Consider the following 23,094-nt stretch of genomic DNA (forward strand, 5'->3'; position numbering starts at 1 on the left):
TTTTGGTAGGTTAAGAGAGTTGTAATATAGCCTTCGGTATTTTCTATAAGACTAGGGGCTTTTTTTCAATGTTGAGCTTTTTTCTAAGCTTTTCAATCATGTCGGTGGTCATGGAAGAAAGGTTGTACTCAGGCTTCCAGCCCCACTCCTTTCTTGCTACTGAATCGTCAATTGAATTGGGCCACGAATCTGCAATTTTCTGCTTCACTTCATCCACTTCATAGTCCATGGTGAAATGGGGAATGTGTTTTTTTATTTCCTTGTATATTTCCTCAGGGTCAAAGCTCATTGCCGTGACATTGAAGGCATTTCTGTGGGTTAATTTGTCAGAATCCGTTTCCATCAGTTTTATAATGGCATTGAGTGCATCGGGCATGTACATCATATCCATATATGTTCCGGCCCTGATATTGCAGGTGAAATGTCCTGTCTTCAGAGCTTCATAGAAGATATGTACTGCATAATCCGTAGTGCCGCCGCCTGGAAGCGCTACATGGGATATCAATCCCGGGAATCTAACTCCTCTTGTATCAACTCCGAACCTGTGGAAGTAATAGTCGCAAAGCAGCTCTCCTGAAACCTTTGAAATACCATAGATTGTTGAAGGCCGTTGAATCGTGTCCTGGGGAGTGTTGTCCATGGGAGTGGAAGGACCAAATGCTGCTATTGAACTGGGTACAAATATCCTGCATCTCTTTTCCCTGGCGACTTCCAGGATGTTGTACAGGCCGTTCATGTTGATATTCCATAGACGGTGAGGATTTGCTTCCCCCTTTGCAGAAAGTATTGATGCAAGGTGGATGATTGTATCAATTTTATGATTTTCTACAACTTCGGCAATTTCTTCAGGTTTCAATACATCAACCTTTTCGTATGGAGCTTCATCGATTACTTTCTTTTTGCATTCATTCCTGTTGCAATGACTGCTGGTGACTATGTTTTTGCTGCCGTAGATTTCAATGAGCTTGAGTGTCAGCTCGGAACCTATCTGTCCCAAGGCTCCTGTAATAAGAATCTTATTCATGAAATCACCCCTAAACATTGTTTTATACAATATTCGAATTGTATTGCAGTTCCTACTTTAATTCTAAACCTTTTTTACAGTTTTGTCATCTTGCAAATAGTGTCGGTTAGCTTTTGAACAGAGGTTTGTCCTGTGATAAAATATAGTTAGGTGGATTTTTCGTATAATGTGCATTGCAGCTGATATCCTATAAGGACGGGATTTAAATGAAAAACTGGCGATCAACCTTTATAATAATAGTAATTTCATTTTTACTGGGCTTTTTTACTGCGTCTTCAAAAAGTGAAAACACCAGTCATGTATTTGGCAATATGAACTTGATAAACCATGACAGCATACTTTGGATCAATGAAGAGGGAATAGTATCGGGTACGAATGAGACTGGAGCTGGCGAAGACGAGACTGCTTATACAGTGGACATTGAACTTCAAAGCATCAGTGAAACTGTAAAGCTTGATATTTCAATTATCGAATACAAGATACTCCGACGTGGGGACCCTGTAATGGTTCATTATGTATATGACACGGAAAAAGATGAGATACTGTATGTACAGTTCATAAGGGACGAGAAGGGACGCCTGGAATTAGGCTTGACCAGACCTGTAGTGGTATTGGATGCAGGCCATGGTGGATTTGATGACGGGGAAGGGTCAAATGGTTTGTGGCTTGAGAAGGAGCTCAATCTCAAGATAACCCTTTTGATGAAGAAACTCCTTGAAGAAGGAGGAATACGAGTTGTTCTGACCAGAAGTAAGGATGAATATGTGACCCTCTATGATCGGTGCGAGTTGTCAAACTATATCGAAGCTGATATGTTCATAAGCAACCATATCAACAAGTACAACGGATGGCTGAGTGGAATCGATATTCTATATAGCATGAAGGCTGATGAGTCCTTTGCCTATGACATGGCAGATACGATTTCCAAGGCAGGACTGGAAGTCAGAAGTGTTCACTTCCGAAGGGATACCGACCATCCCGAGCTGGACTACTATTTCGTTCATCATAACAATGACTCTGAAAGCTATATCGTCGAATACGGCTATGCCGACAATGAGCACGATGCGATCATTATAAATGAAAACTGGGAAGAAATGGCTGAATATGCAGCTGATGCAATATTGAGACATTTCTTTCATGGGCCTGTTCCCATGAACAGGAATATATACTATTAGCACTTCATTTTTTAATCGCTCTGATACTGTAAAATGATGCTATAAACATAGCTATAAGTGACAAAGCCATATGTTAAAATTTTGTAATACATACACCATATGTTAAAATTTTGTAATACATCTTTACAAATAATTAATAATGTACTAGAATGTTCAAGGTCATCGATACGAGACTTTCTTAGGAAGGTCTCGTATTCATGTGCAATAATACATAATATAGGAGAATAAAATGAACGAACAAAGAGGACAATGGGGCTCCAGACTGGGCTTCATACTGGCTGCTATTGGTTCTGCAGTCGGACTGGGTAACATATGGAGATTTCCATACACTGCATCAAGCAACGGAGGGGGAGCGTTTTTGATTCCTTATCTTTTTGCACTTTTAACTGCAGGAATACCGATTCTAATATTGGAGTTTGCCATAGCGCATAAAATCAAGAAATCAGTACCGGGAGTATTTGGAAGCGTTAAGAACGGCCTTCAATCCCTTGGATGGATCCAGACATTTGTATCCATATCAATAACCGTCTATTATACGGTTATTATCGGATGGTCCATGAACTATGCATTCTATGCACTTTCATCAAAGTGGGGGACCGACACAAGTGGATTCTTTTTCGGAGAATTCCTGAACATTACAGACAGCCCCTTCAATATAGGGCATATTAACAAGGGAATGCTCCTTGCTTTGGCTGCTGTATGGCTGATCAACTATTTTGTATTGAGCAGCGGAATCAAGGCTGGAATAGAAAAGGCCAACAAGATATTCATGCCTTTGCTTGTTGCGTGTCTTGTAATAGTAGCAATAAGAGGCATTACACTTGAGGGAGCAGTTCAGGGTCTTGACTATTTCTTCAAACCCGAATTTTCAAAGCTTTCGGATCCTACCGTATGGCTTGCAGCGTACGGACAAATTTTCTATTCACTTAGTATCTGTTTCGGTATCATGATTACATATGCAAGCTACCTTCCGGAAAAGACAGACATAGTGAACAACGCATTCATGACAGGACTTGGAAACTGCTCTTTCAGCATTCTTGCAGGAATGACTGTCTTTTCGGTGCTTGGATATATGGCTGCACAGCAGGGTGTTTCAGTTGCAGAGGTCTCTGCCGGCGGAATCGGGCTTGCCTTCATAGTATTTCCAAAGGCAATCAACGCACTTCCGGGAATGAACGGAACCTTTGGAGCAATATTCTTCCTTTGTCTGATATTTGCGGGGCTCAGCTCAAGCATGTCAATCATCGAGGTTATAGTATCAAGCATTCAGGGCAAATTTGACATAGCTAGAAAAAAGGTTCTAAGATATATAATAGTTATTGGATTCTTAATATCTTTGATATTCGTTACAGGAGCAGGACTTTACATACTTGATATTGTGGACCACTTTGTCAACACATATGCCATTGCACTTGCAGGACTTGTTGAGATACTGGTACTTGCATATATGGTAGATCTTGAGGAACTAAGGTCTTATGCAAACGGCATGTCTGATTTTGCCATTGGAAAATGGTGGATATATACGCTTAAATATCTGACTCCGGCACTTCTTGCCATAATGTTTGTATTCAATACATATGTTGACTTTACAAAAGGATATGAAGGGTATTCACTGAAAGCGCTTATGGTTTACGGAGTAGGAACTCTTGTGTTTATAGTTGTTGGAGCTTTAGTATTCAACCGCATCAAGGGTGAAGATGAGAAAAACAATCAAATTTCAAGAGGTGATGCAGTATGAGTACGGGCGGAATAATATTTGCGATAATTGCAATAGGAATCACCTGGGGTGGATTTGGTGTTTGCATGTCAATAGCAATGAAAAACAAATAAATGATTGGACCTGTCCATAAGCGTACAGGTCTTTTTTTTATGGAGATTGACTGTTATTTTTTAGAATGTTATAATTAATTACCGATGAAAGTATATAATTAAAAATGAATAAATATAAGTTTTAGCCGACATAAAATCTCAGCAAAAAATGATTGGATGGAGGTGAAATCAGTGGGGGAAGCAAGAAGTAGTGAGTTTATTGAAGCTCCAGTGAAAGAAGTACATATCTATGCAAGAGATCCAAGGAAATGGCGGGTATGGTTTGTCAACTTTCATGGACCCGATGAAATGACAGGTGATGGTGGAGTAGGGACAATCATCGAAGCCAGATATTCAATTCTGGGCAATAAGTTGCCTGTTACCATTGAGGTAATGGAAGACCGGAAGGATTTCTGGAGGGGAAAAATAACAGGTGTAATGAACGGAGAACTTACAGCATCCCAATTACTGCAGGATGAAGGCACTGAATTTATAATGGAATGGAAGTATACTCTTTCAATGGGCAAAATTGGTAAAATTGCTGATTCTTCAGCAATTGAAAAGATAATCGGCCGTTCACTGGCAAATTCTGTTGAAAACCTGAAAACAATTTGTGAATCTGCCAGTTATCTTGTAAGCCACTAGAAAACGGAAGGCAAGTGTTCAGGCAGTCTGCAGAGGCTGCTTCTTTTATTGTAAGTGAAACTGAATTTTATTGCAAAGCCAATCGATTTATAATATAATCATTGTAAACATGGGAGCTGCAACAGCGGCTGAGAGTGAAGCGGATGCTTCAGACCATTGAACCTGATCTGGGTAATGCCAGCGTAGGAAACATACATTAGTAATGTTTTTTTGACGTCTCAGGTGAGGCGTTTTTTGTATTTTAAGATGGGTAAGGTTCCCGTGTAAAATCAAGTGCATTATCATGTGTTTGCTGACATTCATGAATAATGGCGAAGGAGAAATAATGGATAAGATCATTGAGAATTTAAGGAATAAGCCACCATTGGTACACCATATAACCAACTATGTAACAGTCAACGATTGCGCCAATGTAGTGCTGGCCGCGGGAGGAGCGCCAATCATGGCAGATGACGTGAAGGAAGTCGAAGAAATTGTGTCAATCAGCAGTGTACTGTACATAAACATTGGAACCCTCAACGAAAGAACTGTAGAGAGCATGGTAAAGGCGGGGAAAAGGGCAAACTGCCTCGGTCTTCCCGTATTGCTTGACCCTGTGGGCATGGGTGCATCAAGGATGAGAAATGACACTGTTCACAGGCTTATGAATGAAATATACTTTACGGTAATAAAGGGAAACATGTCTGAAATCAAAGGACTCTACAAGGCGGAAAGGAATACAGGTGGTGTTGACGTAAAGGACGAGGACATAGTAGGCACTGAAAACCTTGCTGAAGCGGTTGAATATGTAAAAAAAATCGCCAGGGAATTTGATTCCGTTGTAGCGGTAACAGGAGCTATAGACATAGTAACGGATGGGGAACAAGCTGTAACTGTTAGAAACGGACACCCCAACATGAGCAGGGTGACTGGCACAGGATGCATGACTGGAAGTGTAATGGCCACCTATGTGGGATCCAATCCTGAAAGACCGGTTGATGCAGTAGTAGCGGCACTTGTGAAGATGGGCCTTGCAGGAGAACGTGCCGAACTGGAAATGAAGAACAAGAACGAAGGGATATCAAGCTATAAGAGATATCTCATCGACGGAATAGATCTAATAGGACTAGAAGAAATGAAGGAAGGTGGAAAGATTGAATATCTTTAGAGAACACTTGAAGCTTTATCTTGTGACTGACAGGAGATGGAACTCCGAAGGAATACTTGAAGATGTGAAGACAGCACTGGACCATGGTGTCACCTGTCTCCAGATACGGGAGAAGGATATGGAGCATGATGATTTCCTGAAAATTTCCCGGGAAATGAAAAAGCTTACAGATGAAAGAAAGATTCCATTCATAATAAATGATGATGTTGAAATAGCTGTGAAATGTGATGCTGCAGGAGTCCATATTGGGCAGGGAGACATGCCGGTAACTGAAGCAAGAAAGAAGATTGGGCAGGACAGGATTCTTGGAGTGTCGGTATCAACAGTAGAGGAAGCCCTCAAGGCTGAAGCTGAAGGAGCAGATTACCTTGGCGTGGGAGCGATGTTCATCACATCCACAAAGGGCGATGCAAATCCTGTTAAGCTACAGGAGCTAAAGGCCATAACAGAAACCGTATCGATTCCCGTAGTTGCAATTGGAGGAATCGATGAAAGCAACATCCTTAAGCTGGACAGGACTGGGGTATATGGAGTTGCCGTGGTATCTTCAATACTTGCCAAGGGTGACATAGCTGCAGCAACTGTGGACATGGCAGAAAAATCGGACATCCTGGTACACGATACAGTAAGGAAGGTACTTACAATAGCAGGTTCAGATCCAAGCGGCGGCGCCGGAATACAGGCAGACCTTAAAACAATGGCTGCCCACAACTGTTTTGGCATGAGTGTGATAACCGGACTTACTGCACAAAACACAACTGGAGTATACGGCATTGAAAATGTCTCGGAGGATTTTGTTGCCAATCAGATGGACTGTGTATTCAAGGACATAAGGCCGGAGGCTGTAAAGGTTGGAATGGTTTCATCTGTGGGAATAATTAATGCAATATCTGAAGGCCTGAAGGCACACAAGGCAACACACGTTGTAGTGGACCCTGTAATGGTGTCAACAAGCGGCAGCAGGCTTCTTGAAGATGGTGCAATGCTTGCGCTCAAGGAAAAACTCATACCTTTGGCAGAGGTAATCACCCCAAACATATTCGAAGCGGAACTGCTGGCCGATATGAAGATAGAAACGAAGGATGACATGGTGATGGCTGCCGAGAAAATAAGCAGCTGGTACGGCGGCCACATACTTGTAAAGGGAGGACATCTCCATGAAGAAGCCAGCGATCTTCTGTATTCCAGGGGAGAAACTTTCTGGTACAAAAGCGAGAGGATAGAGAATCCAAACACCCACGGTACCGGATGCACCCTTTCGTCTGCAATAGCTTCAAACCTTGCCAAAGGATATGATATAAGAAAGAGTATAGAAAACAGCAAGGGATTCATAACAGGGGCCATAAAAGACAAGCTGAACCTTGGGAAGGGACGGGGACCCCTCAATCATCAGTTCAAGTCATAATCTTCTTATGATAAAGTAGATATTTATCGAAAATCCGGTATCGCACCTTAGTGCAGGATACCGGATTTTTTTAATCACAATGAAACTTATACCCAAGGCCCCATACAGTCTGAATGTATTTTGGCTTGGAGGGGTCTTCTTCTATCTTGTTTCGCAGATGGTGAATGTATACCATTATTGTGTTGTCGCCTACGACGTTCTCGTTCCAGATGGCTTCGAAGAGCTGGTCCTTGTTGAATACCTTGTCTTCGTTTTCCATGAAGAATCTTAGAAGTGATGTTTCTTTGGAGGACAGATGAAGCTCTTCTCCGTTCTTGTATGACTTCATGGTTTTCGTATCGAACTTGAAGGGACCGCTAGTCAGAACCACACTGGTTGTGATTTTTTTGTTACGTCTTATTATAGCTTTCATCTGAGCTGCAAGAACCCTAGGCCTGAAGGGCTTTGTTATATAATCGTCTGCACCGAGACCCAGCCCCAGGATTATGTCGTAATCCTCGGTTCGACCGCTGAGAAACATTACGGGAGTGTCGTTTCCGTTTCTTCTCATTGATGAGAGCACTTCAAATCCATCCATGTCGTCCATGTTGATGTCAAGTACAACAAGGTCGAAGGATTCTTTTTTCAATATTTCAAGGGCTTCACCACCACCATCTGCTTCTTTGCAGGTCATGTTTTCCTTATCCAGTACTCTTTTTATGGTCATGCGAACGTTTTTATCGTCATCGACAATCAAGATATGATTTTTGGCCATATTGTCTCCTGTCTAAATTCAAATATTTTTTATTCCAACGGTTAAAGGGTTTATGCACTTTTACTTTCCTGAGCTGTGAATATAGTGTTATAATGAATAATTATAACATATAATATACTGCAGTGAAAGATAGGATAACCGGGGAGAAGAAATCATGAAAGAATCGCGTCTCAGGAAAATAATAAAAGAAATCCTGCTTAATAGAATAGTCTTTGCAATTGCAGGAGCTGCAATAATTGGAATTTTTGCATTCATGCTCTATGGGTCTTTTGCGGAAAGCAGGGAAATCAATACTGAGAACGAAAAGGAGAATCTCCTCAATCAGTTGTATTATGTGTCGGAAGCCATAAACTATTACTTCTATGATATGAGAAACGACCTGGAGCTTCTGAGCTCTACAATTTTTGAAGATGAGGAAAATGCTGTAGTCAGCCTCAGGAACTTTTCCTTCAGACAGCAGGTTACAGTGAAATCGGTCACCCTTATGGATAATTTCAATGATGTATTGTATGACGAATATAATACTTCAAGTGAATTGTTCAACGAAGAAATATACGACAAGATAATGAGAGATGGTAAAAAGTATATGAGAAACATAATAATCCCGGCTGAAACGGCTACCAAGATAGACATATATCTTGTCAATGACAATGAATATGTAATATCATTTGGAGTAAAAAGCGTTCCCCAGGATGGAAAGCAAAGAATCCTTATCATTACCGTAAGTCTCAATGACATATACGACAGGGTCATATCTCCCCAGCAGATACCCGTTGAATCCCATCCAACCCTTAAGGATCAATATGGTGATATTCTCCTTCACAGCAATCCGGACTTCATAGGCATGAACAGCATAAGGGATAATGTTGACACCCATGTGGAGCTGGAGGGCAGCGAATTCCAAAAAGTATTGAGAGACCAGCTTACTGCAAAATCCGATGCAAGGGTCTATACATCGGTGTATGAAGAAGACGGCAAGATTATTGAAAGGAAGATGATCAGTGCATATATGCCTGTGTATTTTCTTGATGATTACTGGATCATTTCCATGACTTTTGATATAGATGATGATTTCAACCAGATAATGGCCATAAACAACAGGATTATGCTTTTTGCCTTTCTTCTTACAATGGCCTTTGCAATGCTCTTGTCTGCAATCTACTATCTTGCAAGAAATAAGCTGAGACTGGAAAGTGAAGCAAACCAGCTGAGGCGATTCAATTCGGCATTGGAGGAGCTCCACAACAAGGAGGCGCTTCTGACAAGGAACACCAAATACAGGACAATGGGTTATATGACCATGGGAATTGTTCATGAGCTCAACAACCTCCTCACTCCCGTCATAGGCCTAACAGATCTTCTCAAGGAGGAAATAGAGGATGAAGGACAGGCAGTAGTGACACTTGAGGAAATAAACGTAATCAACGAATCGGCAGTGCATTCACAGGAGCTAATCCAGCAGGTATTGCTGGTGGGAAGGCAGGACAAGACCTATTCAGCCTTCAGGGATGTAGACCTTAAGGATGCACTGGAAAAAAGCATCAAGGTTGTAGGCGTTTCCTTCAGCAAGAAAATAACGATAATAAAAAAAATTGAGGACCTTCCCATGTTTGTATATGGAAACAGGTCACAGTTGGTGCAGGTGTTTGTAAATATTGCAATAAATGGAATCCATGCCATGGATGAAGGCGGTATTTTGAAAGTTTCTCTCAGACAGGTCGAAGGGGTTAAAGACCGTCCCGACACAAGGATGAAGGACAGATGCATTGAGGTTAAGATTAAGGATAACGGCTGCGGCATAGAGGAAAAGGACCTTAAGAATATCTTTCTTCCCTTCTATACAACGAAGACGGAAGGGGATGGTACGGGACTTGGACTTTCTGTTGTAGCCGATATAATCAAGAATCACAAGGGTGAAATCTATGTGGATTCCAAAGTGGGCGAAGGAACCAGTTTCTATGTTTATCTTCCTCTCCTCAACATGGATGATGTAAGGCTTTCGATTAATAAGGAAGCATCTGATGATAAAACCGAAAACGGAAAGATCTGTATAGTGAATGTAAGGAAGGATATGGCTGAATCCCTTGAAAAAGCGCTTATCAAGTATGATGTCAGTGTCTACCTGGATCAGGCAACCTATGCGGCAATGGTATCAAGCGGCAGGATAGAGCCTGACATACTTGTTGTTTCGGACAACGACCTGACTGTTGACGGAATCCAGCTGATAAACCTTACAAAAAGGGCATATCCGGAAACAAAAATATTGTACATAGCGGATGGAATGAGGAAGGAACCGGGAAGTGAAACAATGGAGATAATTGATGTATACATTACGGGTCCGGTGAGCTATAGTGAGATAATAGAATCAATAAAGGAACTTATCTAGAGAGTAAAATGCAAGAATATGAAATCCTGTTGGATGACAAGAATGTTGTCCAACAGGATTTTTCTATTCTATTAAAAAGTCCAAATGTTAAGTTCTTGAAAAAGTGTAAATGTTAAGTTGAGGAAAACGTTCTCACGGCTTAAGAAAGTTAAATATGCATAAACCCTTGAAGCTTTGGTTTTATGCTTTTAAGGAAACTTTCTACACGATTGAACAACAGGCTAACTGTTGACGCGTCGAAGACGCTTTCCTGAATCTTAAAGGATTTTAAGATTTGTTTAAAAATTTGTTAAGATTTATAGAATAGAATAAAATCAAGTAATAAATAAAATCTTATGGAGGAAGAAATGAAGAGAATTATTAGTTTAATATTGGTATTGGTATTGGCGCTTTCACTGGGTGTTGGTTGTTCACAAGGTGGAAATGAAGGTGAAGAGAAAGCGTTTCCTTATGAAAAAACAGTGGAGATCATAGCACCTGCAAGCCCAGGCGGCGGTTGGGACTCTACTGCAAGAGCACTTCAAAAGGTAATAGTTGACAACAAGCTTGCTGGTGATGTAAACGTTGTTGTTTCAAACCTTCCTGGTGGAAACGGTTCAATTGCATGGAACGGACTTATAGACGAGAAGAACCCTCACAAGATCGCAATGGATTCATCTTATATCTATCTTAACAGTATGTTGGGTATTGAAGGTGCGCCTTCAATAGATGATGTTACTCCAATAGCAACCCTTACAAACGAGTGGATCGGAGTATTCGTAAGCATAGACTCTCCATACAACTCAATCAACGATTTGTTTGATGCAGTAAAGGCTGATGTTAATTCTGTACAGTTTGTTGTTGCTCCTGGTAAAGGAAATGACGACCATCTTGCAACTCTGACAACTGCAAAGGCTTACGGAATAGACGTTACAGAATTTGACAAGACTATCGTTGCAACAGATACAAGCGAGATTCTTACAGGTATCATGGGTGGATTCTATGATGCGTGTTTCACTGGAGCCCTTGAAGGTCTTGAGTTTGTTGAAGCTGGAAACCTTAAGTGTCTTGGAATCACTTCAAACGAAAGATATGAAGGAAAGTTTGACTACATTCCAACTATTCAAGAGCAAGGTGTTGACGTAGTATTCCCTCACTGGAGAGGACTTCTTGGAGCACCTGGTATGACTGAAGAAGAAATTGCATGGTGGAACGAGCTTATTGAAGCTGCAATAGCTACTGACGATTGGAAAGAGATTCTTGACAACAACGAGTGGGTAAGCTACTACAGAAACAGTGCAGATACAAAAGCAATGTGGGAAGAAGAAATTGTAAATTACGAATCACTTGTTGAAGCAGCAGGACTTATGGTGAAATAGGAATTTGATTGCAACGGGGATTGTCAGTTGAACAATCCCCGTTTTCAAAAAAGTGTAAAAAAGATTTAAATTTTAGGAAAGGACAAAACTATTATGAAAAAAGATACAGTAATAGGAATTGCAGGACTCATTATTTCTGCATTATACGGATTTGGAATTACCCGCCTTAGTAATCCTTCGGAAATATTTTTCGCAGGAACAACGGTTTTCCCAATTCTCATAACAATAGGCGCAATAATATTTTCATTACTACTTATAGCTAGAGGACAATTAGCAGGCGAAAATGCCCCGGTACTGGAGATGGACTCAAAGGTTCTGAAAATGATGGCTATATTCACAGCAGTGTTTGCAGTGTATATAGTGATTTTCAACAAAATTGGATTCTTGATATCAACTATAGCCATGCTGACATCAATACTTTTCATATTCAATGTTGGAAAGAGTCAAAGAGTTGTTAATCTGATAATAGGAATAGTATTCCCTGTACTCTGTTATGTGATATTCGCCAAGATTTTCTCGATATCACTTCCAAGAGGAATTCTGCCATTTTAATTGAAGGAGTAAAATATGAACGAGATATTAATTAACTTAGCCGCAGGTTTCGGAGATATAATGACGGTAAGCAATATATTCTGGATAACCTTCGGAGGATTTTTAGGAACAATAATCGGTATGCTTCCAGGACTTGGTCCCGCAACAGGAGTTGCAATACTCATACCGCTTACATTTGGAATGGACCCAACGACAGCACTTGCGACAATGGTATCGATATACTTTGGAGCAATGTTCGGTGGTTCAAGAGCGTCAATACTGCTTAACACACCAGGAGACGGTGGAGCCATAGCTGCAACATTTGACGGATACCCAATGGCAAAGGACGGAAGAGCAGGAGAAGCACTGGCAATATCCGCCATAGCATCAATAATAGGCGGACTCATTGCAGTTGTATTCCTGACTCTCTTGTCACAGCCTATATCAAAACTTGCAATAAAATTCGGACCGCAGCAGTATACCATGCTTATGGCTTTCGCACTTATCGCAACATCGACAATTTCAAGAGGAAACATGCTGAAGGGTCTGTTTGCAACCTTTATAGGACTTATGGTTTCAACAATAGGTGCGGACTATCTTACAGGAACTACAAGATTCACCATGGGAATTCCAGAGCTTTATCAGGGAATAGACTTCCTTGTATTGATAATAGGATTCTATGCCATAGGTGAAGTTTACAACAACTTCGACAAGCTTTTATATGTAAAGGAAAATGAAAAGACAGCATCTGAAATAAAGGTGAACAAGGTCGCGCTTACAAAGGGAGAGTTCAAAGAGTGTATCCTGCCTATAATAAGGTCTACTCCACTAGGATTCCTCATAGGCGTTCTTCCGGGAGCAGGAGCTACTATAGCTACAATGGTTGCATATTCAACGGAGAAGAAATTACACAAGGATCCTGATTCATTCGGTAAAGGAAATATAATTGGGTTGGCCGTACCGGAAGCTGCAAACAATGCTGCTGCAACAGGTGCAATCATACCTATGCTGACTCTTGGAATACCGGGATCCGGAACCACTGCAGTAATGATAGGAGCCTTGATGATGATAGGTGTCAAGCCTGGACCTCTTTTCTTTACGACACAGGGACACATTGCATGGGCCGTTGTTGCAAGCATGTTCATATCAAACCTTATTCTTCTCTTCATCAACCTTCCACTTGCTACCCAGCTTGTAAAGGTATTGAAGACACCGCCTAAAATTTTGCTACCATGTGTAATAACACTTGGTTTCATAGGAACATACTCACTTACATATTCAATACTTGACTTTGGAATAATAGTTGGATTCGGTCTCTTGGGATACTTTGTCAAGAAACTGGATATACCGGTTGCAACATTCATACTTGCTCTTATCCTTGGTGTGAAGCTTGAGACATCGTTCAGGCAGGCAATGCTTATAGGAAAGGGAGACTTCGGAATATTTGCAAGCGACCCAATAACAATATTTTTCATAGCAGCTACAATAATCTCAATTGCAGGACCTAGACTGTCTGCTGCTTTGAGTTTGAAAAAAAAAAGTAACAAACCGATGAAAAAAGCGAGTTGATTTGATTGATTTACAATAGAAACATAAAAATAATATGGTTGATATCATTGGTTCTGACTCTGGCGGCCTGTTTGACGGCTGATATGGACAAGGTAGTGATCATAGGATTTACAATTGTTTCGGCAGGTCTGTTTCTTGCAGACCTGTGGAAGAACTATACAGCACTTTATTCCAGGTCAGGTGAATTCAAGAGTATTCACGCCTGGAACCTTATTAGCAGCATCGGCCAGGTATTCTTCTGGGGATACTTGTTCATGTTTATATTCATAGTTGTGGACAAGACATGGTATCACTGGTTTATAATGGTCGACTTGTTCGTGGCAACAACATACCTGAACTACAAGTTCAGGTCCATGATGGAAAGCATTTCTGTGTGATATAGCTTTTGACTATGTCACACATATTTTTTAGGAATTTGAATTATAGGTGATTTGACTGTATCATTGAATTGTAGAAATTAATAATGTGAAATTGCAGGGAGGAACTTAATGTTAGCAGAAAACAAAAAAGCAACATGTGGACGTGAAAAAAATTCGGATTGTGTAGTGGAAGTGGAACTGACAAACGATAGAATAAATATAGACATAAACTCGAAGATAAAGAACCTTTTCGGGAAACAGATGGAAAAAGCGGTAAGAGATGTACTTGAAGAATTTGATGTAAAGGGTGCAAATGTGACAGTCAGGGATTTCGGTGCTCTTGACTTCGTAATCAAGGCAAGAACAAAGACTGCTCTGAGACAAGCACTGAAGGAGGTACAGTAATGGGTAATTTAAGAAGAACAATGCTGTTCTGTCCGGCTAGCAATCCAAAGCACCTGTTTACAGCAATGATATACAAGCCGGACTGTTTGCTATTTGACCTTGAAGATGCAGTAGCTTACAGCGACAAGATTGCAGCAAGGGATTTGATTGCGGAAGCGCTGAAGGTGATAGACTATGAAAATTGCGAAGTGTTCGTAAGGATAAATTCGCTGAACTCCGAATTTGGAGAAGGCGATGTAAGGGAACTTGTTCCTGCAGGTCTTAGAAGAATGAGACTTCCGATGTGTGAATCGAAGGCCGATGTGGAAAGACTCCACAAGCTGCTGGATGAAGTGGAAGAAGAGCACGGAATAGAAAAGGGATCTGTAAAGATCCAGTGTGCAATAGAAACTCCCATAGGAGTGCACAATTCACTGGAAATAGCACTTGCTTCAGATAGGGTTGTTTCAATATCATTCGGAGCCGAAGACTTCACCAGAACCCTTGGGACAAACAGGACAAGGGAAGGAAAGGAACTGTTCCTTGCCAGAAGCACAATCGTGATGAATGCAAAGATAGCAGGAGTGGATTCAATAGATACCGTATTTGCAGATGTAGGGGATGCTGAAGGTTTCATGAACGAGGTAAGGGAAGCTCACAACCTTGGATTCTCAGGAAAGTCATGCATACATCCAAGCCAGATAAACCTGGTGCACAGCGTATTCACACCGTCAATGGACGAGGTCGAATCATCCGTAAAAATCGTTGAGGCTGCTGCCAAGGCGGACATTTCAAAGGGTGGAGTAATACTGGTGGATGGAAAGATGGTTGACATACCGGTAATTGAAAAGGCAAAAAGAATTTTGAGCCTGGCCGAAGGCGCAGGTATATATGCAGGAGGCCAGCAATGCTAAATAAAATAAAAAGAGACATACCAAGACACATAGATAGTTATGGAGATGCAAAACCTTATGCGGGACCTTTTGCTACAAAGCCTGAAGGAATAAGAATGAGCCCTAAAATTGTTGCATCTAAACCATTGGACGACAAAATGGTTGCAAACATCCGTGAAGCACTTGAAAAGGCTGAAGTAAGGGATGGAATGACTATCTCCTTCCACCACCATTTGAGAAATGGTGACTATATACTGAATTCAGTACTGGATGAACTTGCTGCAATGGACATCAAGGATATAACAATATTTGCATCTTCACTTACCAATGCACACGAGCCCTTGATAGAGCATATCAAGTCAGGTGTGGTCACAGGACTTAACACATCAGGACTTAGAGGTGCCATAGGAAGGGCCCAGGCTGAGGAGAACATCCTTGGAAAACCTGTAGTGTTCAGAACCCACGGTGGAAGAGCAAGAGCAATAGAATCAGGGGAAGTTAAGATAGACATTGCAATTATTGGAGCCCCTGCCTGTGATGAAATGGGAAACATGAACGGAATGGAAGGAAAATCAGCTTTCGGTGCCATGGGATACCCCATAGTGGATGCCCAGTATGCCGACAAGGTCATAGCCATAACAGACAATCTGATGCCATTCCCCTTGAACAGGATATCAATACCTATGACACTTGTTGACTATGTTGTAGTGGTTGACAGCATAGGAGATCCCACAAAAATAGCAACAGGTGCTACAAGGGTTACAAAGAACCCTACTGACCTTCTGATTGCTGAAAATGCAGCAAAGGTACTCATAGCATCGGGATATGTTAAGGAAGGATTTGCCTTCCAGGCAGGTTCGGGTGGACCGTCACTTGCAGTGTGCAAGTTCCTTCGTGAATACATGATAGAGAACAAGATTACCGGAAGCTTTGCGGCAGGTGGTGTTACAAGCTACCTTGTCAAGCTTCTTGAAGAAGGTCTTTTCAAGGCGCTTCTTGATACACAGACCTTTGATGCTGATGCGGTAGACTCCATGAAGAGGAATCCAAACCATATAGAAATGTCTGCGGCAATGTATGCGAATCCACACAATAAGTCGTGTACAGCCCACCAGCTTGACATAATGGTTCTGTCTGCTACTGAGATAGATGAAAACTTCAACATAAATTCACTTACAGGCTCTACAGGAATGATTATGGGAGCACTTGGCGGAGCGCCTGACACGGCTGCAGGAGCAAAACTTACAGTAGTGGTTGCACCGACGATGAGAAAGAGAATTCCTATTGTTGTTGAAGAGGTGACAAATGTTGTAACTCCAGGAGACACCGTAGATGTACTTGTTACCGAAAGAGGAATCTGCGTGAATCCTGCAAGAAAAGATCTTATTGAAAAGCTAAAAACTGCAGGTATAGAGAACATGGACATCAAGGCATTGAGAGAAAAGGTTGAGAGATTCACAGGAAAACCTGAACGTGTTGAATATACGGATGAAATAGTAGGCGTGATAGAATACAGAGACGGTACCGTTACCGATGTAATATACAAAACAAAGAAGTAAACATTTAAACAGTCATTAATTTTTCATACCAGGAAGACGGGAGCATACAAAGCAAATCTTTTCTGATTGTACCTCATATTCTTCTCCCCATATAGATACAAGTTCCATTGCTCCCGTCTTCAATTTTAAACATTAATGCAGAATAGTCAAGAAAACAGCAATTAACAAGACCCCCCGATTGAATCGGAGGATCTTGTTTTTTAGAATATGCATCATTGTGATTTTACATTATCAAAGAGATCGTCCCTGTCGAATTCCTTGCCGATCAAGGATATGAAAAGTTCGGAAGCCCTTGACAGATAACCGTTGATGTTTGTGGTTATGCATATGTACCAGAAGGGACAGTATTCCTCCTTGATATTGTAGCAGTCGACTTCCTTGATTCCTGCAATTAGGTCGAGATAGAATTCAGGCAGGATTGTTACTCCTATGCTCCTGGCTGCAAGCTCCTTTGCAGTGGTAAAGCTTCGTGTCTTCATTATGCTAGACGGGGACATTTTGGCGTTGTGAAAGATTGAATCCACTATCTGCCTGCTCCTCTGTTCCTTGTTTCCAAGAATGAATGTTTCATATTCCAGGTCTTTTAGGTCCACATAGGGCAGATCATCATCGTTTATGGAAACGGCCTTATCCTTTATTTCATGGTCTGGTCTCGTAACTAGAAGAAATCTGTTTTTGGCAATCTTGGTGTACTTGAGGTTTCCCTTGATATCATGGTCATCCATTGCAGACTTGTGCATTACGGCAAAATCCACAGCACCTTTTTTTATCTCTTCCTCCAGCTCAGTGGAGTTTTTTTCAGTAAAGTTGAATTCTATGTTGGGAGCAAGCTTCTTGAATTCAGGGAGTATCCGAGGCAGCAGGTATGAAGCGATATAGGTGGTTATTCCAATGTTCAGGCGTCCCTTCTTCAGGTTGTTGATATCGCCTACCTCGATTTCAAAGTCGTTGTAGGACCTGAGTATATCGCTGGCAACCTGGCAGTATCTTTCTCCTGCATAAGTAAGCATCAGCCCTCTGTTTGTACGGGTGAACAGCTTAACTCCAAGGGAATTCTCTATTTTCATGATGGCATTGCTGAGGGAAGGCTGGGATATGAACAGCTTTTTAGCCGCCTTTGAAATGCTCATTTCTTCGGCAACTGTTTTTACGTATAAAAGTTCGTTTCCTGTCATGGTATCCTCCGGAATTGGTCAACGTGGCAAAGTTGCTTTCTCATATAGCAATAAACTATGTAGCGTGAAATATGTTGCTGATAATATTATATCAGATTGCAGGAGGGTATTAAAGATGAAAGAAGAAACAGAATGAGAAAAGATGATGTTTGATATAGCGATAAGCTATAACGTATATATTTTATATGTATTTGAAGTATATCCGATTGCAGGGTATCATATATGTAGTGAAAAAACGATTGCAAAGCATGATGACAGTTCAAATGAATTCAGAAGGAGAATGATAGTATGATCAAGCTTTATGAAGGCGGGGCGTATGTCCTGGGCGGTAAAACAATAGTAGAAGATTCCAATGATGCCCTTGCTAGGGTAAAGGAAATGACAGGCATTGACACAAACAAGAACGAAGCGAAAAAAGGAACAATAGCGTATCCAATTCTTGAGGCGCATAACGAATCAGACGAAGAAGAAAATCTCAAGATGAAATTTGATTCACTTACATCCCACGACATCACATATGTAGGTATAATCCAGACTGCAAGAGCAAGCGGAATGAAGAAGTTCCCCATGCCATATGTATTGACAAACTGCCATAACACTCTTTGTGCAGTAGGTGGAACAATCAACGAAGACGACCACAAGTTTGCATTGTCGGCAGCGAAGAGATACGGCGGAATATACGTACCTCCGCATATGGCTGTAATCCATACATACAACAGGGAAATGATGGCGGGATGCGGAAAGATGATTCTTGGCTCCGACTCACATACGAGATATGGAGCACTTGGAACCATTGCAGTAGGAGAAGGCGGCGGAGAGCTGGTAAAGCAGCTTGTAGGCAGCACTTATGACGTGAAGAGACCTGAAACAGTAGCAATCTATCTTACTGGAAAACCGTCTGATTACATAGGACCTCACGATGTGGCGCTTCAGATAATCGGAAAGGTCTTCAAGAACGGATATGTGAAGAACAAGGTGATGGAATTCATAGGAGACGGCATATCAAACCTCAGTGTTGAATTCAGGAACGGCATTGATGTAATGACTACAGAGACGACATGCTGGTCGTCAATATGGAGAACCGATGAAAAGGTAAAGGAATACTTTGAGATTCACGGAAGACCTGAAGCATATGAGGAACTGAATCCTTCAAAAGTAGCATATTACGACGGAGTTGTATATGTGGACCTGGCGGAAATAAAACCCTCGATAGCAATACCTTTCCATCCAAGCAACGTATACACAATCGAAGAATTCAAGAAAAACAAGGTAGAGATACTTAAGGGAATAGAAGAAGAAGCAAAGAGAATGTACGGGGACAGGGCAAAGCTTGACCTTTTGAGCAAGGTTGTAGACGGCGAATTCCAGGTTGATCAGGGAGTCATAGCTGGATGTTCGGGTGGAACATTCGACAATGTAGTTGCTGCGGCGGACATCCTCGATGGAAAGTCAACAGGAAACGGCAAGTTCGCCTTGAGCGTATATCCCGGAAGCCAGCCTGAATACAAGGAGCTGCTTGATAATGGAACAATGGGCAAGCTTATGGATGCCGGTGCAGTCATAAGGTCTGCATTCTGCGGTCCGTGCTTCGGAGCCGGAGATACACCTGCAAACAACGAGTTTTCAATAAGACACACTACGAGGAACTTCCCCAACAGGGAAGGGTCAAAGCCTTCTGACGGACAGATCTCAGCAGTGGCCCTCATGGATGCCAAGTCAATAGCAGCTACGGCAGCCAATGGTGGTATCCTAACGGGTGCGGACGAGATTGAGGTTGCATACTCGAATCCAGGGTACAAGTTCAACAGTCAAATATACGAAAGAAGAAACTATAACGGAACTGAAGATTTCGATGAAAGCAAGGATTTGACTTTCGGACCGAATATCAAGGACTGGCCTGAAATGGAAACACTGAAGAAGCATCTGCTTCTAAGGGTTGCAAGCTATATTACTGACGAGGTTACAACAACCGACGAACTTATTCCTTCAGGAGAGACATCTTCATTCAGGTCCAATCCTCACAGGCTTGCAGAATTCACCCTTTCAAGGACCGATCCTGACTATGTAGGAAAGGCAAAGGAAGTAAGGGATGCAAGCGACAAGCTTATGGCCGGAGATTATTCTGAAATTGCAGGAATCATTGAAAAAATCAATGAAGTTGAAGGTGATGTCAAGGCAGAGGAAGTTTCTCTTGGAAGCACAATATTTGCCAAGAAACCTGGAGACGGTTCCGCAAGAGAGCATGCAGCTTCTTGTCAGAAGGTTCTTGGAGCATGGGCAAACATAGCAAATGAATATGCTACAAAGAGATACCGATCAAACCTAATCAACTGGGGAATGGTGCCTTTTATACTGGACGGAGAGCCTGAATTTGAAAAGGGTGACTATATTTTCGTACCTGATGCAAGGGAGGCAGTCCTTGCAGGAATGAAGAATATCAAGTCATATGTCATTGGAGAAACTGTAAAGGCAATGGAACTGAAGCTTGACGACCTTACTGACGATGAGAAGAAGATCATTGCGGAAGGAAGCTTGATCAACTATCATAGAAACAATTAATATTGAATTGTGAAATCTCCGGATCTTCAAAAAGGTCCGGAGATTTCTTTGCTGATGCTTTCTTGCAAAGGTAATAAAAAGTGAGTATACTGTTATATGTAATGTGATTTGAAATTCAAAGTATAAATATATTACAGCATACAAACTGGTGAACAGATTTGCATGCAGAGGGAGGCATAAATGAAACGTAGTGAGGCACTTGAACTTTTAAAACAGCATGTAACATCGGACCAGTTGCTGAGGCATTCATTTGCAGTGGAGGCTGCGATGATTGCCTATGCAAAAAGGTTTGGAGAAGATGAAGAAAAATGGGGCAATCTCGGGCTTTTACATGATATAGACTTTGAAAAGTATCCCGACGAGCATCCCCACCATGCTCCTGAACTTCTTCAAGGGGCAGGGTTTGATGATGAGTTTGTGGATTCGATACTTTCCCACGGTGAAAACATGGATGTGCCAAGAGACCTTATGGAGAGAAAATGTCTTCATGCAGTGGATGAGATGGCAAGCTTCATCATTGCAGTGGCACTTATGAGACCTACAAGATTTGAAGGGTTGAAGGCAAAGTCCGTTAAAAAGAAAATGAAGGACAAGCGGTTTGCGGCAGCAGTGGACAGGGAAGAACTCATAGCTTCAATGGAGGACATGGGAATGGAGTTTGCAGAGCATGTAGACATCATTGTCAATGGACTTATGGAACACGAAGCATTGATAAGCCAGGATGGATATAGTCTGCTGGGGTAGTAAAGGTTAAAAATGCCCGTTGAACATATTGGAATTCAACGGGCAGTACTTGTTTTTTGATTTGTCAAATGAGTTCTAAAATTCTATGGATGGATTGTTGATTTCAACGACAAAGGATTCAAATGTGCCTGAAAACCTTTCAGCGACAAGTTCTTCAACTTCCTTCATGGCATTATTGAACTGGTCTTCGTGGTCTCCCTTGAATCCGACCAGCTGGAATATCAGGTCTGAGCTTTCAAGGTTCACTTTTCCAAGCTCGCTTTGTCTCCACAGCCACTGTCTTGTCTGAATTTCATTTCCGCTTGTGAATACAAGCTCCCCGGGCTTGACATCTTCAAATTCTGCTGCCCCAAAGGGGAGGAACTTGTCTCCTTCCACCGTAAGCCTTACTTCCAGGTCGTATTTGATGTCTCTCAGGTCGTGTCCGCCCAGAGATATGATGTTTTTAAGGGCTACTGCATTGCAAAGGTCAACGAGGGCATTGATTCTCGGCAGGGATCCTCCCTTGACAACCCTTTTGCACATGGCTTCAACGGAATTCATGAACTTGTTGGGATTTATTGAAACATTCTTCAATGCATCCCTGTAAACAGCCATGGCAGGATGTGTTTTCAGATTTTCAGTGGATATTATTTCCTTGAGTCCGTCTTCTGAATCCTTCAGTCTTTGGGAGTCATCATCAGTAGTTGCAGAATTCTTCAGATCTTTCCCTATGATTATTCCAAAGCATACATCGGGATTTTTTTCAAAAACATAATTGTCAACTGTATATTTCATGTAGATCTCCTTGTACTCAATATTTTTTGTCTGAACTTGAATATATTTAAAATATCATACACCTTACAGCAGGTGTAAGGTCAATGGGAAAACAAGAATCTCTTCTATATTTTTTTCTAAAATATGTCTTCCTTGAATATATCTATGTTCTCTTTCATTACACTTCCCATGGAAACGACCATCTTGATGCCTTCATCCACTGGAATGTCAAGGAGGGCAACATCGCTTTTTTCCATTATTACAAGGAATCCGTTTGTAGGATTTGGAGTGGTGGGGATGAATACACTGAGTTTTTCCTCTCCATCGATTGTAAAGCTTGAATTTGTGACAAATCCAATGCTCTTTATTCCCTTTGATGGAAATTCCACAAGAGCAACCTTCTGGAAACTTTTTGACTTGTTGTTTGACAGTGTAGTTACAACGTCCTTAATGGGGTTGTATATTATGTTTATGAGTGGAATCCTGCTAAGGAGACTTTCACCCCATTGCGCAATTTTCCTTCCGATCAAGTTGGATGTGAGCATGCCTACCAGGATTACAAAGGTTACGAATACAAGGAGACCAAGACCTGGAATTCTTCTTCCGAGTATCCATATCATGGGTTTTTCAAGTGCTCCGTCAAACAGGTTAAAAACCCATATAAGCACAAGTACGGTAATTCCGATTGGCAGTATTGTTGCTATTCCCGACAGGAACCATTTTCTGAAATTTTTCATTGAGTCATCTCCTCAAAACTAGTGTTTATTATCAGGTCATAATTGGTATATGGCCTCATATCTGATTTTACCATAAATTCATAGAATGAAGATGAAAAATGATAAATTAATCATGATACTTAAGA

21 protein-coding genes and 1 riboswitch are annotated in these 23,094 nt (G+C 41.4%); of the genes, 16 read left to right on the forward strand and 5 right to left on the reverse strand.

What is annotated here, in order from left to right:
- Positions 1-43: 43 nt before the first annotated feature.
- The gene (locus tag BUB05_RS08740) at positions 44-1,024 is read right to left on the reverse strand and encodes an L-threonine 3-dehydrogenase (protein WP_073049223.1); all 981 of its coding nucleotides are present in this window, start codon (positions 1,022-1,024) and stop codon (positions 44-46) included.
- Positions 1,025-1,230: 206 nt separating this feature from the next.
- Here BUB05_RS08740 and BUB05_RS08745 point away from each other — a divergent pair, with 206 nt between their 5' ends.
- The 6 genes from BUB05_RS08745 (at position 1,231) to thiD (ending at position 7,205) form a co-directional block, all read left to right on the forward strand.
- The gene (locus BUB05_RS08745) at positions 1,231-2,199 is read left to right on the forward strand and encodes an N-acetylmuramoyl-L-alanine amidase family protein (RefSeq protein WP_073049224.1); all 969 of its coding nucleotides are present in this window, start codon (positions 1,231-1,233) and stop codon (positions 2,197-2,199) included.
- Positions 2,200-2,428: 229 nt separating this feature from the next.
- A complete protein-coding gene (locus BUB05_RS08750; protein WP_073049225.1) occupies positions 2,429-3,937 on the forward strand; it encodes a sodium-dependent transporter in 1,509 nt (502 codons plus the stop codon).
- Positions 3,934-4,029, forward strand: a complete 96-nt coding sequence (locus tag BUB05_RS18450; protein WP_094762808.1) for a MetS family NSS transporter small subunit — start codon at positions 3,934-3,936, stop codon at positions 4,027-4,029. The genes BUB05_RS08750 and BUB05_RS18450 overlap by 4 nt, the downstream gene beginning before the upstream one ends.
- A 171-nt stretch (positions 4,030-4,200) precedes the next feature.
- The gene (locus BUB05_RS08755) at positions 4,201-4,653 is read left to right on the forward strand and encodes an SRPBCC family protein (RefSeq protein ID WP_073049226.1); all 453 of its coding nucleotides are present in this window, start codon (positions 4,201-4,203) and stop codon (positions 4,651-4,653) included.
- Positions 4,654-4,752: 99 nt separating this feature from the next.
- A riboswitch (TPP riboswitch) is annotated at positions 4,753-4,859 on the forward strand.
- A 119-nt stretch (positions 4,860-4,978) separates the two neighbouring features.
- Positions 4,979-5,800, forward strand: a complete 822-nt coding sequence (thiM, locus tag BUB05_RS08760) for a hydroxyethylthiazole kinase (RefSeq protein WP_094762809.1) — start codon at positions 4,979-4,981, stop codon at positions 5,798-5,800.
- Complete coding sequence (thiD, locus tag BUB05_RS08765; RefSeq protein ID WP_073049227.1) at positions 5,787-7,205, forward strand: bifunctional hydroxymethylpyrimidine kinase/phosphomethylpyrimidine kinase; 1,419 nt, start codon at positions 5,787-5,789, stop codon at positions 7,203-7,205. The genes thiM and thiD overlap by 14 nt, the downstream gene beginning before the upstream one ends.
- Positions 7,206-7,275: 70 nt before the next feature.
- On the opposite strand, the gene BUB05_RS08770 is transcribed toward thiD, so the two are convergent.
- On the reverse strand, positions 7,276-7,959 hold the full coding sequence (locus BUB05_RS08770) for a response regulator transcription factor (protein WP_073049228.1): 684 nt from the start codon (positions 7,957-7,959) through the stop codon (positions 7,276-7,278).
- A 154-nt stretch (positions 7,960-8,113) separates the two neighbouring features.
- On the opposite strand from BUB05_RS08770, the gene BUB05_RS08775 reads away from it, so the two are divergent.
- The 8 genes from BUB05_RS08775 to citF all read left to right on the forward strand — a co-directional run bounded on the left by BUB05_RS08775 (position 8,114) and on the right by citF (position 16,998).
- Positions 8,114-10,345 carry a sensor histidine kinase gene (locus BUB05_RS08775; RefSeq protein ID WP_073049229.1) on the forward strand — a complete coding sequence of 744 codons (2,232 nt, stop codon included), beginning with the start codon at positions 8,114-8,116 and terminating at the stop codon, positions 10,343-10,345.
- 347 nt (positions 10,346-10,692) lie between these two features.
- A complete protein-coding gene (locus tag BUB05_RS08780; protein WP_073049230.1) occupies positions 10,693-11,703 on the forward strand; it encodes a tripartite tricarboxylate transporter substrate binding protein in 1,011 nt (336 codons plus the stop codon).
- Between the two features lie 93 nt (positions 11,704-11,796).
- Positions 11,797-12,255, forward strand: a complete 459-nt coding sequence (locus BUB05_RS08785) for a tripartite tricarboxylate transporter TctB family protein (protein ID WP_073049231.1) — start codon at positions 11,797-11,799, stop codon at positions 12,253-12,255.
- 15 nt (positions 12,256-12,270) lie between these two features.
- Positions 12,271-13,803 (forward strand): tripartite tricarboxylate transporter permease, encoded by a 1,533-nt coding sequence (locus BUB05_RS08790; protein WP_073049232.1) that lies wholly within the window; start codon positions 12,271-12,273, stop codon positions 13,801-13,803.
- Between the two features lie 5 nt (positions 13,804-13,808).
- Positions 13,809-14,180: a hypothetical protein gene (locus BUB05_RS08795; RefSeq protein ID WP_073049233.1), complete on the forward strand. Its 372-nt coding sequence runs from the start codon at positions 13,809-13,811 to the stop codon at positions 14,178-14,180.
- Between the two features lie 111 nt (positions 14,181-14,291).
- Positions 14,292-14,567 carry a citrate lyase acyl carrier protein gene (gene citD / locus BUB05_RS08800; RefSeq protein ID WP_073049234.1) on the forward strand — a complete coding sequence of 92 codons (276 nt, stop codon included), beginning with the start codon at positions 14,292-14,294 and terminating at the stop codon, positions 14,565-14,567.
- Entirely contained in the window at positions 14,567-15,460 is an 894-nt protein-coding gene (locus tag BUB05_RS08805) for an HpcH/HpaI aldolase/citrate lyase family protein (protein ID WP_073049235.1), read from the forward strand. The genes citD and BUB05_RS08805 overlap by 1 nt, the downstream gene beginning before the upstream one ends.
- Complete coding sequence (citF, locus tag BUB05_RS08810) at positions 15,454-16,998, forward strand: citrate lyase subunit alpha (RefSeq protein WP_073049236.1); 1,545 nt, start codon at positions 15,454-15,456, stop codon at positions 16,996-16,998. Before BUB05_RS08805 ends, citF begins: the two co-directional genes overlap by 7 nt.
- A 212-nt stretch (positions 16,999-17,210) precedes the next feature.
- Here the strand turns inward: citF and BUB05_RS08815 are convergent, their stop codons facing one another.
- A complete protein-coding gene (locus BUB05_RS08815) occupies positions 17,211-18,173 on the reverse strand; it encodes a LysR family transcriptional regulator (protein WP_073049237.1) in 963 nt (320 codons plus the stop codon).
- Between the two features lie 288 nt (positions 18,174-18,461).
- Between BUB05_RS08815 and BUB05_RS08820 the strand changes: the two genes are divergently transcribed.
- Together BUB05_RS08820 and BUB05_RS08825 are read left to right on the forward strand one after the other, a co-directional pair.
- Entirely contained in the window at positions 18,462-20,732 is a 2,271-nt protein-coding gene (locus tag BUB05_RS08820; RefSeq protein ID WP_073049238.1) for a hydratase, read from the forward strand.
- A gap of 180 nt (positions 20,733-20,912) precedes the next feature.
- Positions 20,913-21,476: an HDIG domain-containing metalloprotein gene (locus BUB05_RS08825; protein WP_073049239.1), complete on the forward strand. Its 564-nt coding sequence runs from the start codon at positions 20,913-20,915 to the stop codon at positions 21,474-21,476.
- Between the two features lie 75 nt (positions 21,477-21,551).
- Here BUB05_RS08825 and BUB05_RS08830 read toward each other — a convergent pair whose 3' ends face one another.
- Both BUB05_RS08830 and BUB05_RS08835 read right to left on the reverse strand, forming a co-directional pair.
- On the reverse strand, positions 21,552-22,253 hold the full coding sequence (locus BUB05_RS08830; RefSeq protein ID WP_073049240.1) for a B3/B4 domain-containing protein: 702 nt from the start codon (positions 22,251-22,253) through the stop codon (positions 21,552-21,554).
- A gap of 116 nt (positions 22,254-22,369) precedes the next feature.
- A complete protein-coding gene (locus BUB05_RS08835; protein ID WP_073049241.1) occupies positions 22,370-22,969 on the reverse strand; it encodes a DUF502 domain-containing protein in 600 nt (199 codons plus the stop codon).
- Positions 22,970-23,094: the final 125 nt, after the last annotated feature.

Source organism: Dethiosulfatibacter aminovorans DSM 17477 (assembly GCF_900142005.1).
Classification (GTDB): Bacteria; Bacillota; Clostridia; order Tissierellales; family Dethiosulfatibacteraceae; genus Dethiosulfatibacter; species Dethiosulfatibacter aminovorans.

What these genes read in the sequence shown, in the direction of transcription:
- BUB05_RS08825 (WP_073049239.1), top strand. Translation starts at nt 20,913, where the DNA reads ATGAAACGTAGTGAGGCACTTGAACTTTTAAAACAGCATGTAACATCG.
- BUB05_RS08775 (WP_073049229.1), top strand. Translation starts at nt 8,114, where the DNA reads ATGAAAGAATCGCGTCTCAGGAAAATAATAAAAGAAATCCTGCTTAAT.
- thiM (WP_094762809.1), top strand. Translation starts at nt 4,979, where the DNA reads ATGGATAAGATCATTGAGAATTTAAGGAATAAGCCACCATTGGTACAC.
- BUB05_RS08745 (WP_073049224.1), top strand. Translation starts at nt 1,231, where the DNA reads ATGAAAAACTGGCGATCAACCTTTATAATAATAGTAATTTCATTTTTA.
- BUB05_RS08835 (WP_073049241.1), bottom strand. Translation starts at nt 22,969, where the DNA reads ATGAAAAATTTCAGAAAATGGTTCCTGTCGGGAATAGCAACAATACTG.
- BUB05_RS08770 (WP_073049228.1), bottom strand. Translation starts at nt 7,959, where the DNA reads ATGGCCAAAAATCATATCTTGATTGTCGATGACGATAAAAACGTTCGC.
- BUB05_RS08750 (WP_073049225.1), top strand. Translation starts at nt 2,429, where the DNA reads ATGAACGAACAAAGAGGACAATGGGGCTCCAGACTGGGCTTCATACTG.
- citD (WP_073049234.1), top strand. Translation starts at nt 14,292, where the DNA reads ATGTTAGCAGAAAACAAAAAAGCAACATGTGGACGTGAAAAAAATTCG.
- BUB05_RS08815 (WP_073049237.1), bottom strand. Translation starts at nt 18,173, where the DNA reads ATGACAGGAAACGAACTTTTATACGTAAAAACAGTTGCCGAAGAAATG.
- BUB05_RS08820 (WP_073049238.1), top strand. Translation starts at nt 18,462, where the DNA reads ATGATCAAGCTTTATGAAGGCGGGGCGTATGTCCTGGGCGGTAAAACA.
- BUB05_RS08830 (WP_073049240.1), bottom strand. Translation starts at nt 22,253, where the DNA reads ATGAAATATACAGTTGACAATTATGTTTTTGAAAAAAATCCCGATGTA.
- BUB05_RS08805 (WP_073049235.1), top strand. Translation starts at nt 14,567, where the DNA reads ATGGGTAATTTAAGAAGAACAATGCTGTTCTGTCCGGCTAGCAATCCA.
- BUB05_RS18450 (WP_094762808.1), top strand. Translation starts at nt 3,934, where the DNA reads ATGAGTACGGGCGGAATAATATTTGCGATAATTGCAATAGGAATCACC.
- citF (WP_073049236.1), top strand. Translation starts at nt 15,454, where the DNA reads ATGCTAAATAAAATAAAAAGAGACATACCAAGACACATAGATAGTTAT.
- BUB05_RS08780 (WP_073049230.1), top strand. Translation starts at nt 10,693, where the DNA reads ATGAAGAGAATTATTAGTTTAATATTGGTATTGGTATTGGCGCTTTCA.
- BUB05_RS08740 (WP_073049223.1), bottom strand. Translation starts at nt 1,024, where the DNA reads ATGAATAAGATTCTTATTACAGGAGCCTTGGGACAGATAGGTTCCGAG.
- BUB05_RS08785 (WP_073049231.1), top strand. Translation starts at nt 11,797, where the DNA reads ATGAAAAAAGATACAGTAATAGGAATTGCAGGACTCATTATTTCTGCA.
- BUB05_RS08790 (WP_073049232.1), top strand. Translation starts at nt 12,271, where the DNA reads ATGAACGAGATATTAATTAACTTAGCCGCAGGTTTCGGAGATATAATG.